The 13110-nt window shown below is 47.5% G+C and carries 12 protein-coding genes and 1 other annotated feature; of the genes, 3 read left to right on the plus strand and 9 right to left on the minus strand.

Going from position 1 to position 13110, the window contains the following annotated elements; translation table 11 throughout:
- The 9 genes from CKQ84_RS16765 to CKQ84_RS16805 all read right to left on the minus strand — a co-directional run bounded on the left by CKQ84_RS16765 (position 1) and on the right by CKQ84_RS16805 (position 10265).
- Entirely contained in the window at positions 1-1503 is a 1503-nt protein-coding gene (locus tag CKQ84_RS16765) for a lysine N(6)-hydroxylase/L-ornithine N(5)-oxygenase family protein (protein WP_105252114.1), read from the minus strand.
- A 733-nt stretch (positions 1504-2236) separates the two neighbouring features.
- Positions 2237-2521, minus strand: coding sequence for a DUF2798 domain-containing protein (locus tag CKQ84_RS16770; protein ID WP_028761002.1), 285 nt, complete (start codon positions 2519-2521; stop codon positions 2237-2239).
- 71 nt (positions 2522-2592) lie between these two features.
- Positions 2593-3024, minus strand: coding sequence for a glycerate kinase (locus CKQ84_RS16775; RefSeq protein ID WP_105252115.1), 432 nt, complete (start codon positions 3022-3024; stop codon positions 2593-2595).
- 246 nt (positions 3025-3270) lie between these two features.
- On the minus strand, positions 3271-4092 hold the full coding sequence (gene trpA, locus CKQ84_RS16780; protein ID WP_105252116.1) for a tryptophan synthase subunit alpha: 822 nt from the start codon (positions 4090-4092) through the stop codon (positions 3271-3273).
- Between the two features lie 5 nt (positions 4093-4097).
- Complete coding sequence (trpB, locus tag CKQ84_RS16785) at positions 4098-5288, minus strand: tryptophan synthase subunit beta (protein ID WP_105252117.1); 1191 nt, start codon at positions 5286-5288, stop codon at positions 4098-4100.
- 178 nt (positions 5289-5466) lie between these two features.
- Positions 5467-6945, minus strand: a complete 1479-nt coding sequence (trpCF, locus tag CKQ84_RS16790; RefSeq protein WP_105252118.1) for a bifunctional indole-3-glycerol-phosphate synthase TrpC/phosphoribosylanthranilate isomerase TrpF — start codon at positions 6943-6945, stop codon at positions 5467-5469.
- Between the two features lie 6 nt (positions 6946-6951).
- On the minus strand, positions 6952-7998 hold the full coding sequence (gene trpD, locus CKQ84_RS16795) for an anthranilate phosphoribosyltransferase (protein WP_105252119.1): 1047 nt from the start codon (positions 7996-7998) through the stop codon (positions 6952-6954).
- The gene (locus CKQ84_RS16800) at positions 7995-8597 is read right to left on the minus strand and encodes an aminodeoxychorismate/anthranilate synthase component II (protein ID WP_105252120.1); all 603 of its coding nucleotides are present in this window, start codon (positions 8595-8597) and stop codon (positions 7995-7997) included. The genes trpD and CKQ84_RS16800 overlap by 4 nt, the downstream gene beginning before the upstream one ends.
- A 9-nt stretch (positions 8598-8606) precedes the next feature.
- Positions 8607-10265: an anthranilate synthase component 1 gene (locus CKQ84_RS16805; protein ID WP_105253094.1), complete on the minus strand. Its 1659-nt coding sequence runs from the start codon at positions 10263-10265 to the stop codon at positions 8607-8609.
- A 98-nt stretch (positions 10266-10363) separates the two neighbouring features.
- Positions 10364-10471: a sequence feature (Trp leader region), on the minus strand.
- A 211-nt stretch (positions 10472-10682) separates the two neighbouring features.
- Between CKQ84_RS16805 and CKQ84_RS16810 the strand changes: the two genes are divergently transcribed.
- The 3 genes from CKQ84_RS16810 (at position 10683) to CKQ84_RS16820 (ending at position 13108) form a co-directional block, all read left to right on the plus strand.
- On the plus strand, positions 10683-11543 hold the full coding sequence (locus CKQ84_RS16810) for a PHP domain-containing protein (protein WP_105253095.1): 861 nt from the start codon (positions 10683-10685) through the stop codon (positions 11541-11543).
- Positions 11540-12160, plus strand: a complete 621-nt coding sequence (locus CKQ84_RS16815; protein WP_028760994.1) for an L-threonylcarbamoyladenylate synthase — start codon at positions 11540-11542, stop codon at positions 12158-12160. The genes CKQ84_RS16810 and CKQ84_RS16815 overlap by 4 nt, the downstream gene beginning before the upstream one ends.
- Before the next feature lie 159 nt (positions 12161-12319).
- The gene (locus CKQ84_RS16820) at positions 12320-13108 is read left to right on the plus strand and encodes a ScpA family protein (RefSeq protein WP_105252121.1); all 789 of its coding nucleotides are present in this window, start codon (positions 12320-12322) and stop codon (positions 13106-13108) included.
- The last annotated feature ends 2 nt before the right edge of the window (positions 13109-13110 follow it).

The raw sequence follows: 13110 nt of genomic DNA on the forward strand, positions 1-13110 counted from the left end.
TTATGCCTCCTGGTTCGGCGCCATTAAGACCGGCATATTGGTTCCCGCGCCTGAACTTGCGCCAGAACTTGGAATCTTGGTTGGAGGGATAGTTTGTGGCGCATCAACTTGAGTTTTTCTGTGTGGCGCCTTAGGAAAATGTCTTGGATTAAGATCCAACGTGTTAATTGCATTGGCGCCGCAGGGCTGATGACTGGCAAGTTTGGCCGGATCGAAGGTTTGAAACGCGATATGTTCCTCAATGTGGTAGGGCGCATAACCGAGCACAGCTTTTAAGATGGTGCCGTTGCGATAACAGCCCATACCCAGATCTGGAGAGCTTATCCCATGGGTATGCAAACCGACATTCTGGACAAAAATATCCCCTCGAATATCTATGCTGTAATCACGCTGCACGCTAAGTTGTCCGGCGTCATCGAATTCGACTTGTTGTTTAATACCACTGATAAACTCGGGTAAACGATAGTGGTAACCTGTGCCTAAAATGACGGCGCCCGTTTCTTGCTCAAAGGTGTGATTTTTTTCATTGTGGTGGAAATGCAACTTGAGCATATTGGCTTGGGGCTCGATATGAGTCAGCGCCGCATTCGTCATCAGTCGGCATTGAAAATCGGCCAATAGACGTTTTTGATATAACAAATCGTAAATGTCGTTTATCAGCTCAGAATTTATTCCTTTGTAGAGTTGTTTCTGGCTGGCGATCAGTGAGCATCTTTGATTAGGGGTCAACTCGTGGAAGTAATCGACATAATCTGGCGAGGTCATCTCTAAAGTAAGCTTGGTATATTCCAAGGGATAAAAACGCGCTGATCGTGTCATCCAATTGAGTTGATAGCCATAGGTATCAATATCTTGTAGTAGATCGTAAAACACTTCCGCCGCACTTTGGCCACTGCCAATTACAGTGATGGCACTCTGACTCTGCAGGTAGGTTTTTTGCTGCATATAACAGGCGGTATGCATGACCCGTGCATCTTGGATTGGGCAATCCTTTGGTAGATAAGGTTCAGTGCCAGTGCCTAGCACTAGCTTTCGGCATTGATAGGAATGGGTTTTACCACTGCGCCTATCAAAACCTGTAACTCGATAAATACTTTCACCTGCGTTGTAATCCACTTGAGTGACCTTAAAACCAAATTTAAGGTTGCTGAGTTGTTGGCTCACCCATTGGCAATACAAGTTGTATTCGTGGCGGGGTAAAAAGAAATTCTCACGAATATAAAAGGGATAAAGTCTGCCCGTTTGCTTGGCAAAATTAAGGTAACTGTAGCGACTGGTGGGATCGGCCATAGTCACCAGATCCGACATAAAGGGTGTTTGTAATCTTGAGGATTTGAGTAGCATGCCTGGATGCCAGTCAAAACTGGTTTTAGCATCTAAAAATAAGCAGTTAAAGTCGTGAATAGGTTCTGATAAGGCGGCGAGGCCAAGATTGAATGGGCCAATGCCTATGCCAAGTAGATCAAAGATTTCGCGATCCATTTCCCTTTGCTGTGTACTCACTTACGCCTCCTTGGCAACATGCTACTGCGCGTTGCCGATCCAGTAATCAGTTACCTAAGGACGCAAACCAAAGTGAATGCGGTTATCAAAATAGACTGTTTGGCTATTTATCTTGCGTTGATCAACTCGCTATTTTTAGCTCAGTCCTTAGGCCATTTCCTGCTGTCTCTGTCCCGACAACGGTAGGTAAATTAGCATGTGAAAATATTCAAATGCAAACCATTCTCATTTGCGCGGGGCTGTAGGTTAATACTTTTAACTGATAAATAAGGGGGGCAGATACGGTTAATGGTACAAATAAGTAAATGATAAAGGAGTGATAATTAGGCAGCGTTTTGGGGATGTATCATTTAGGATTTTACGATCTCTATTTTTATAAAATATATAAATACAGTGGGTTACATTCATGCTTGAGTTGGTTCGAGAGCAGAGGAAAATTGATTTAGGTGGGAGTCATGTCATCCTTATACAATAAACATAGGTGCCGCTAAACGGTCAGTGTAAATCCATTGTAAAGCGTGGACAGGGGGCTCAATGAGCGCTTTGATTTAATACGATTGGTATGATGTAGGTCGTACTGTTTTAGTTTAAGTGAATATTGGCAGGGTAACAGATCGAGCAATTATCGATGTAATTTTTAGTCGCTGTACGCATAAGAGAAGGAGTTCAAGATAAAGCCGTCCTAAAACGGCTTTGAAATAAAATAGTTAAATCGGAAGATTAAGTCGTAAAACTAGCGTAAATCGACAAAATGAGCTGTGATTTTACGCACCAAAGGTAACACCATCAGCAGTGTCGGAAAGGCGACAACCCATGAGATCAGCCAAGCGCCGAGCCAGAGTTCGAGAAATTGCGGTGAAGCGCCAACGCCATTGAAAGTGCTGATCCCAGAAACGATACAACTCATGAGAATAGAGAGAAAAAATGGCATCACCACAGTGGCATACTTTGCCGGTAATTTGGGTGTCCCCAAAAAAGTACGAGGTTTGTTATCGGGTAAAGATTTAGAAATGGTCATCGGATCCTCTAATGGATATGTATCAGGCGAATGATTTGTTACAGGCTAGCACTATACCTTTTTTTATCGACTCAATTCATCCAATTTGTTACCCAAAGCTCGCCTGTTACATTAACCCAATGGCCTAGCGAGATAGGGGATTTCCCAAGTTCATTATCAAAGGGGAGCGGTAGGTTTGATTGCAACAGGTAAATTGTATCTTCGGGTGTTTGGCTGATGTCGATGATTTGTCCTGAAGCTTCAAAGTGACAGTTATGCAGCGGAAACTTCAGATGCTGGTGTGGCGTTTGTTTAATCATATCAGCTTGAAGACTTGCACTTGCTAATCGGCCAAGCAATTCAACTGTGACCCATTGGTTAACCGGAAAGCGAATTTCGGCCTGCTGATCGCTACCTTGGTAGTAAAACCAAATTGGTGCACCATTATCGCATTTACCTGCAACTTCACCTTCAAAACCACAGCCCCAAGGCGTTAATTCGAGAATATAGATCCGATACTGCATAAAAAGTCCGTTTTTCTTCGATAGGGCATTCTATCGAGGAACTGTGACTAAATAAATACGCTGTCAGTGTAGTACTGCGTGAGTGTCAGTATTGCCTTGATAGATTGTGTTTGAGGGAGATAAAGGCTGAGTAAACATAGAGCTTGGTAAATACAAACAAAATAAGCGAGGCGACGAGTCTACCTCACTTATTTTATTTGTAATTGAATTCTTGATTTATATTGGATTATTTAAATCAAGACTCGCTTAGGTTGCAGCCTTCATTGCGCGAGTAAATTCCCCAAGCGTTGCAAGTAGCTTAACTTCATCGTGCTGGTGGGTTTCGATGATTTTTACTACGGCAGAGCCAGAAATCGCCCCTGCAGCGCCCGCTTTGATGGCGGCGCTTACCTGTGAAGGCTCGGCAATACCAAAACCGAGGAGCGGTGGCGGGGCGTTAAAGGCTTTTAATTTAGATAAAATTTCCTCTACCGGCACGCCAGCTTTCGTGTCTGTGCCTGTCACCCCCGCGCGGGATAAGAGATAGGTGTAACCTTCACCACTTTTACTCACTTGCTCCAGGGTTTCACTGTCGGCATTGGGCGGCGCGATAAAAATCGGCGCAATACCATGGGCTTTAGCGGCTTCGCTAAAGGGCGCAGATTCTTCCACTGGCACATCGGCGATAAGCACTGAATCCACACCCGCTTGCAGCGCTTTGGCGTAAAACGCATCTATGCCGTTAGCAAACACCAAGTTCGCATACAGCAGCAAACCGATTGGTAGTTCTGGGTATTTTGCACGCACTTGCGCCAGTAATTCAAAACACGCCGTTGGAGTCGTGCCAGCGGCTAAAGAACGCAGGTTAGCGCCTTGGATCACAGGGCCATCGGCCAAGGGATCGGAAAACGGAAAGCCCAGTTCTAAGGCATCGGCACCGTTTTGCACTAATGTATCGATAATTTTTAGCGATAACTCAGGGCTAGGATCACCAAGGGTGACGAAGGGGACAAAAGCGCCACGGCCTTCGGCGTTGAGTCTGGCAAAGGTGGCTTGGTAACGGCCAGTGTTGGTAGACGTGTCACTCATGTTTATTATTCCTCTTTACCATTCAAAATGTCAGAAACGGTGAAAATATCTTTGTCGCCACGACCGGAAAGATTGACCACTAAAATGGTTTCTTTGGTGCACTCGCGCGCCATTTTGACGGCATAGGCGATAGCATGCGCCGATTCCAATGCGGGGATAATACCTTCACAGCGCGCCAGTTGTTGGAAGGCTTCTAAGGCTTCATCGTCGGTAGCCGATTCATAACGGGCGCGGCCTGTGGCATTAAGATGCGCGTGCTGCGGGCCAACGGAGGGGAAGTCCAATCCGGCTGAAATCGAGTAAGATTCTTCGATTTGCCCTTCGCTGTCTTGCATCAAAGGCGCTTTCATGCCGAAGAAAATACCTGTCTTACCGTGTTTAAGCGGCGCGCCGTGCATTGGCGTGTCTATGCCTTTACCCGCAGGTTCGACGCCAATCAGTTCGACACTTGGTTCGTCGATAAAGTCAGCGAACATGCCGATAGCGTTGGAACCGCCGCCAACACAAGCGATAACGGCATCGGGCAGGCGACCTTCACGTTCCAGCATTTGCTTCTTGGTTTCTTCACCAATAATGCGTTGGAATTCACGCACGATTGTTGGGAACGGATGTGGCCCCGCAGCTGTGCCGAGTAAATAGTGGGCCTTTTCGTAGCTGCCAGACCAGTCGCGCATCGCTTCGTTACAGGCATCTTTTAGGGTGGCAGAACCTGAGGTGACAGGGATCACTTCCGCGCCCATCAAACGCATTCTAAATACGTTAGGTGATTGGCGCGCAACGTCTTTGGCACCCATATAGACTTTACATTTTAAACCTAATAGCGCGCAGGCAAGGGCGGTGGCAACGCCGTGTTGTCCTGCACCGGTTTCGGCAATAATTTCTTTTTTACCCATGCGCTTAGCCAGCAGGGCTTGGCCTAACACTTGGTTGGTTTTATGGGCGCCGCCGTGGAGTAAATCTTCCCGTTTAAGGTAGATTTTCACCATAGGATTTGGGCTTAAATTGCGGGTTAAGGTCAGTGCTGTTGGGCGACCCGCATAGTTTTTCAATAAATCGGTAAACTCGGCTTTAAAGTCTTCATCTTCCTGCGCTTCCACAAAGGCAGTTTCTAATTGCTTAAGGGCTGGCACTAAAATCTGTGGCACATACATGCCGCCGTATTCACCGAAATAAGGGTTAAGCTTTAACTTTGACATACCTTTTTCCTTATCTTATCAATCAGTTTGTCAGTGGCTTGATGGTGCTAACAGCGTCTTGGGGTTAACCGCATCGTTATCTATTTGGCCACTGGCATTAATAGGTTCATATTGTTTGTTGAGCATCACTCTTGTCCTGCACCAACAGCATCTAGGGCTTCTTGCTTAGCGCGATAGGCTAGAGACGTAAATGGGCAAAAGCCGTTTGGATCAGTTGCGCCGATTTAATTCCTGCGGCGGTTTCTAGGCCAGAATTAAAATCTAAACCGTAAAATCCTTGGGCATTGGCACTGGCCGCATTGTCGGCGTTGAGTCCGCCAGCCAACATGGCATGGGCTTTTTGTGGGCAGAGGGATTTCACATCAATGCTTTGCCAATTAAAGGCTTGGCCCGAGCCGCCAAATTGGTCTGCCGTTTTACTATCAAAGAGATAACGCTGTGCACCCTGAGGAATGTTACCTAGCTCACCCGTTTGCGCATCGACGCTGACGGCTTTCCAAATTTGAGTTGTAAGTCCCGCTTGCTCAAGACGCTCGGCGAGCTGTGCGATTTCAAGTTCAGTTTCCGTGCCGTGCAACTGTACGGCAGATAACTGCAAACAGGCTGCGGTATCCGTAATGGTGCTTGGCGCGGCGTTAACAAACACGCCGACGAATTCAATGGCGGGAGCCGCGGATGCGCGATATTCCCTGAGCAATTGTTCAGCGGCGTTAAGGGTTAACGCGCGCGGGGATTTTTCAGCAAAAATCAGCCCGGCATAGACGGCGCCTGACGTTGCCGCGGCGCGAATATCTTCCATGCGGGTGAGGCCGCAGACTTTATTGTGGCCGAAGATCAATTTACGGCAGGCTAAGTCGATATCAGCCTCGGCCATTATCGAACTACCGACGAGGAAACCATCAACCAATGGACTCAGGCGGTGTACTTGCTGATTGTTGTAGATGCCTGATTCGCTGATCACCACGCGGTCGCTGCCAATGTGTGGCGCTAAGGCTTCTGTGGTGGCGAGATCGGTACTCAAATCCCTTAAGTTACGGTTATTGATCCCGATAATCGGCGCATCTAATGCTATGGCGCGTTTAAGTTCTTCTTCGTTACTGACTTCGGTCAGCACATCGAGTTGATACTTAGCGGCTTCTTTCGCTAGACCTTGATATTGTTCATCATTAAGCACGGACAACATTAACAGAATGGCATCGGCGCCTTGGTGGGCGGCGAGTTTAATTTGGTATTCGTCCACAAAAAAATCTTTGCACAGAATAGGTTGGTTCACCCGAGCGCGCACCTTAGGGATATAGTCCATATCCCCTTGGAAAAACTGCTCGTCGGTTAATACTGAAATGCCCGCCGCATATTTTCCGTAAATATCGGCAATGGCTTCTACATCAAAAACATCACGGATAAGCCCTTTGGAGGGGCTGGCTTTTTTACATTCTAAAATGTAACTCGCCTTGGGCGCCTTGAGTGCGGCAAATAAACTGCGGTCAGAGATTTTTGGCGACAAGCTTGCCTCGGGGAAACGCAGCTTCAGTGCGGCAATATGGGCCGCTTTGGTATCGACTATACGGGTTAACACATTACTTTTTGGCATAGGGTTTGTTTCTGCCTGTGGCTGAGTTCTCATATCTTGGCTATTTGTTATCAGTTCTTGAGTCATTGCCACTTATTCCTTTGTTTCACTGCTGACTTTAGCTAATTGGCTTAACAATTCAAAGGCTTTACCGCTTTGTATGGTACTGAGCGCAAGTAAGGTTCCTGTTTTCACTGAATCAGCAATCCCACACACATATAAAGCACAACCGGCATTGATGGCGACCGCATTGGCATGCGCATCTGTGCCGTAACCTTTTAAAATTGCCTCGGTGATCAAGGCATTCTGCGCGGGTTCGCCGCCTTCTAAGTCACTGATTTGTGCTAAAGGCACACCTAAATCGGCGGGCGTGAGTTGATACTCTATGATGTCGCCGTCTTTTAATTCGGCCACTTGGGTATTGCCGTGCAGCGCGACTTCATCTAAACCGCTGCCGTGCACTACCATAGCGCGTTTTGTGCCAAGCGCCTTTAATACTTTCGCTATCGGTAAGACTAACTCAGGGCTATAAACGCCAAGTAACATAAATTCGGGGCGGGCAGGATTGATAAGTGGCCCTAACACATTGAATAAAGTGCGCGTTTTCAGTGCTTGCCTGACCGGCCCCGCATGTTTTACTCCGCCGTGGTAGTGGGGCGCAAATAAAAAGCACAGGTTCAATGCGTCGAGGCAACGACTGGCGGTGTCTGGTGACATGGTTAAGTCAATGCCAAACTGCGCCAAAAGATCCGATGAACCCGATTTACTCGACACGCTACGATTGCCGTGTTTGGCGACCTTAGCGCCCGCCGCCGCGGCAACAAAGGCCGCTGTGGTGGAAATATTAATGGTATTAAAGCCATCGCCACCGGTGCCAACTATGTCAACGATGCCATTGCTAAGGTTATCGCCATTCGAGTAGGGAAACGTCTTGGCGGCGGCGCGCATGGCATCGGCGGCGCCGCTGATTTCATCAATGGTTTCGCCGCGCATCTTGAGTGCGACTAACATGCCTGCCATAGTGGCTTCACTCATTTCACCGCGAATTAACGCGCTAAAAATCTCAAAGGTTTGCTCGCGACTTAAACTCTTACCTTGGTATAAAACGTCGAGTAAAGGCTGAATATTGTTTGTACTCATGCATTTACTCCTGCTGTCATGTCTTGGGTTAGAAATGCTAAGGTTTGAATGAGCAGTGTGCTGCCCAACGTCGTCAGAATCGATTCTGGGTGGAACTGAAACCCAACGGCTTTATGCTGTGCGTGCAAAATCGCCATCGGCATAGCGTCAGTGGTTGCGATCACTTGCAAGCAATCCGGTACTTGAGTGGCAACGAGACTGTGATAGCGGGCAACGGGCAGGGGAGAGGGCAAACCGGCAAATACGCCAGTACCGTCATGGAAAGTGGGGCTTGCCTTGCCGTGCACCACAAAAGGTGCGCGTGCCACTGTGCCGCCGTAATATTCCACCATAGCTTGATGCCCAAGGCAGATACCCAGCATAGGCACCTTACCCGCAACTTTGGCGATAAGTGCCATCATAGAACCTGCCTCATGGGGGGCACCTGGTCCTGGTGATAACACGAGGGCTGCAGGCTCTTGTTCGTTAAGCAGTTTTTCCGCGATATAATCGGCGGCAACATCGTTGCGGTAAATCACTACCTCGCAGCCAAGGCTGCGAAATTGATCCACTAGGTTATAGGTAAAGGAGTCAAAGTTATCGAGTAGATAGAGTTTCATGTTTGGCTCCTATTTATATTGCACTGAAGAGGATTGTGCTGAAGTGGATTGAGCTGACGATTCAGTTACTAGCAGTCCAGCGCCCATCTTGATGGCCGAAATCACGGCTTGGGCTTTTTGACGGGTTTCATCTGCCTCGCTTTGGGGATCCGAATCGAATACCACGCCAGCGCCCGCTTGAATAAAGGCGGTGCCATTTTTAACAAAGGCGGAGCGGATAACGATGCAAGTGTCCATGTCTCCAAGGGCATTAAGGTAACCCACGGCGCCACCATAGCTGCCGCGGCGGGCTTTTTCTGCTTGGCGTACCAGTTGTGATGCGCGTACTTTTGGTGCGCCCACTAATGTGCCCATATTCATACAGGCCTGATAAGCATGCAGCGCATCTAAATCTTGGCGCAGTTGACCCGTTACACGGCTGACGAGGTGCATGACGTGGGAATAACGGTCAACTTTTAATAATTCGGCGACTTTACGGCTGCCGCTTTGGCTGATGCGTGCGATATCGTTGCGGGCTAAATCGACCAGCATTAAGTGTTCCGACAGTTCTTTTTTATCTAAACGCAGTTCGAGTTCAATACGGCTGTCTAAGTCAAAATCAATCTCGCCGGTGGCGGTTTTACCGCGTTTGCGGGTGCCTGCAATCGGGTAGACTTCCACCTGATTACTGCTGGCATCAAATTTGAGCGCACTTTCTGGTGAGGCACCAAATAGGGTGAAATCTTGGCCCCTGAAATAAAACATGTAAGGGCTAGGGTTAGTCAGGCGCAGGGCGCGATAAGCCCCTAAAGTATTGGGGCAAGGTAAACTAAAGCTACGGGATGGCACTACTTGGAAAATATCGCCCGCAATAATGTGTTCTTTCAAATCGATAATGGTTTGTTTGAACACCTCATCGGAAATATTGACTTGCTCAGTTGCGTCGATGGCGACCAGTGTCGGTATATCGGCAGGTGAATTACCGAGGGTTTTACACTCTGCAGTTAAACTTTGTACCCGCTCACTTAGCGTTGCGGTGATGGCGGCATATTGAGCTGAATCGTGACTGAAGTTATGGGTAATGATGTCGGCTTGTTTCAGTTTATGATCGATAAGAATTAAGGTTTCAGCGAGGTAAAATAAGTAATCAGGACAATCGTTATCGCGGTTCGGTACGGCTGGCAGTGGTTCGACGGTATCAATCAAGTCGTAGGCCAGCACGCCACCTAAAAACAGAGCCTCAAAGGCGGGTTTAGTCTGGCTGTCAGTATGAGCGCCACAATCAATCTGCTGGATAAACATCCGCAGGCCATCGAGTGGCGAGGTCGATTTTAAGCGTGCATCTTCATCCTGCTGCTGAGTGTCTTTTTGCAGCGTGACGACTAAGGTCAAGTTATCTCGGGCCACATTGACAGCAGTACTGAAAAAGAGCGCGATGGGAGCAAGTAAGCTCGCGCCATTGTCGGTCAGTGCGGTGAAGGTCAGCTGATAACCGTCACAGCGGATCATCATGGCGGCATGGGTCATTACCATGCTTTTTAAGTGATCTTTACTGTCGATTTCGGCCGATTCGAGCAACATAGTATGGGGCGCATCTTGGGTGATATGCTGATATAAGCGTAGTGGATCGCTGTGGTAGGTTAATGCCGCCTTGAGTGTGCTTGAGCGTGCGAATGTCTGTTTGGGCATGTTCATATTCCAGCTACCTTATAAAATGTCTTTAACATCATGAGTTATCTCGCTTTCTTAATTTTTTTACCCGAGTCTGCCGACATTTTTCGCACCTAACAAAAAAGCCCGCATTTCTGCGGGCTTCTTGTTGATTCTGGTCACTTTCAAATGAGCACAGAGCTTCACACCACCCGCTACGTTGGGAAGTGCCACCACCAAATGATGTTTAATGAAGCGTTAATGTGTGTCATTCAAAAGGGTCTCGCTAATTCAGTCAATTGGTGTATAGAAAACCTTAGCTGGAGCTGAATGTCAATTGAATATTTTTCACTTCCTGCGATTTATTCGCTGCAATGATGCATAAAATTGATGTTACTCAGCCACAAAATACGAGATAACAGCGCATTTGTTAACAAGTTCGCGTACAATAGCGCCATGAATACTCAAAGCATATTGGCTGATCTACATAGCCACACGACCGCGTCCGATGGTCAGTTAACACCGTCTGAATTGGTGGCAAGAGCCCTTGAAAAGGGTGTGCAGTTATTTGCCATTACCGATCATGACACAGTGGCTGGTTTACCTGAAGCCCGTGCCTTTAATCAGGCTCAAGCTACTCCATTGAAATTGATTTCTGGCGTGGAAATCTCTACTCGCTGGAACAGTTACGATATCCACATAGTGGCGCTTAACTTCGATGCTGATAATCCAGCGTTATTAGCATTTTTAGAAAACCAGCGTGAATTACGTGAATTACGGGCTCAAGAAATTGGTCATAGATTAGCTAAAGCTGGCATTGAAGGTGCCTACGAAGGTGCTAAGGCGTTGGCGGGTGATGCGGCATTGAGCCGTGGACATTACGCTCGCTGGATGGCTGAAAATGGTCATGCTGTGGATATGCCTAGCGTCTTTAAACGCTATCTTGCACGCGGTAAAACCGGTTATGTGCCTAATAATTGGGGTGATATGGCCAGTGCCATTGATATCATCCATAACGCAGGTGGATTAGCCGTGTTGGCGCATCCCAGTGGTTATAAGTTATCGGCTAAGTGGCTTAAGCGCTTAGTGCGTGAATTTAAAGAAGCGGGTGGAGATGCCATGGAAGTAGTGCTTGGCCAGCAAACATTAGACGACAGGGCCAATCTTGTGGCGCTGAGTGTCCAAAACCAGTTGCTTGCATCGATAGGGAGTGATTTTCACTTTCCGAGCAATTGGATAGAATTAGGTAAAAATCTGTATCAGCCCCAAGGTATTGATTGGGTCTGGCAATCGGAATCTTGGATGGAACGACCATGAGTCAGTTTTTTTATGTACATGAAGTAAATCCGCAAACGCGGCTTATTAGTCAGGCGGTCGCCGTATTGAAAAGCGGCGGTGTGATTGTTTATCCCACCGATTCGGGCTATGCCTTAGGCTGCTTGATTGGTGAGAAAGACGCGATGACGCGGATGGCGAGAATTCGTCAAATTGAGAACGATCATAACTTTTCCTTGATGTGCCGTGATTTATCCGAGCTTGCGACCTACGCTAAAGTCGATAATCAGGCGTATCGCATCCTAAAAAGCTGCACGCCTGGGCCTTATACGTTCATTTTCAAAGCGACTAAAGAAGTACCGCGTCGCTTACAAAATGACAAGAAAAAGACCATAGGTATTCGTGTGCCCGACAATGTGATCGCACTGGCGTTGCTGGAAGCCTTAGATGCGCCGCTGATGTCGACCAGTTTAGTGATGCCGAATGCAGAATTTGCCGAGTCTGATCCTGAACAAATTCGTGATTTGCTCGAGCATCAAGTGGATGTGATTATCCACGGCGGTTATTTAGGCGAAAAGCCAACGACTGTGATTGATATGTCTGAAGATGGCGCCGAGATTTTACGTGAAGGCGCGGGTGATATCACGCCGTTCCTCTAAATCTGTCGCATTAGATTTATCGCTAATGGATGCGGGTAAGTGATTCGGATAGTGGTAGTCAACATTTGGCAGTTTTATCGTCGTAGATTTACAGGTATAATCGCGCGTTTGGCGTTAGCCTAGGTTGGATAGCGCAGTGTTAACGGAGCAAGATAGCGGATGCAGGGCACGCAACAAAGTTTACCCTTAGCCGTTATTCGTGGTCAGGCAATGACCGAAATGCCGCTGGATTTGTTTATTCCGCCTGAGGCATTGGAAGTGTTCCTCGAGTCCTTTGAAGGGCCATTGGATTTACTTTTATATTTGATCCGTAAGCAAAAATTAGACGTTGTCGATTTACCCATTCAGCAAATCACCGCGCAGTATTTAGAATATATTACGTTGCTGACTCAGGCTAGAATCGAACTTGCCGCTGATTACTTAGTGATGGCGGCAACGCTTGCCGAGATTAAATCCCGTTTGCTGCTGCCGCGTATGGTGGCTGAAGATGAGGTTGAGGAAGATCCTCGGGCGCAATTGATCCGTCAGTTGAAAGCCTATGAAGTGATTAAAGAAGCGTCGCAAAAACTCGATGATTTGCCGCGGCTCGAGCGGGATGTGTTTCAAGCCAAGGCAGTGGCAGCACCTGACATTAAGCCGTTAATGATCCCGCCAGAAGTCTCGTTGTTTGAAATTGCCCGTGCCTTTGGTGATGTACTCAAACGTATCGATGCCTATGAAGATCATCACGTTAAGCGTGAACAGTTATCGACCCGTGAGCGCATGAGCCAGATTTTAGCCATGTTGAACTCGGAAGATTTTACGGCATTTGAACGTTTATTTACCCTAGAAGAAGGCCGTGCCGGCGTGGTTGTCACCTTCTTAGCTTTGATGGAATTAGTCAAAGAATTATTGGTCGAATTGTACCAAACAGAGCCGTTTTCAACTATTTACGTTAAGGCCTATTAATT

The organism is Shewanella sp. WE21 (genome assembly GCF_002966515.1).
GTDB classification, from domain to species: Bacteria; Pseudomonadota; Gammaproteobacteria; order Enterobacterales; family Shewanellaceae; genus Shewanella; species Shewanella oncorhynchi.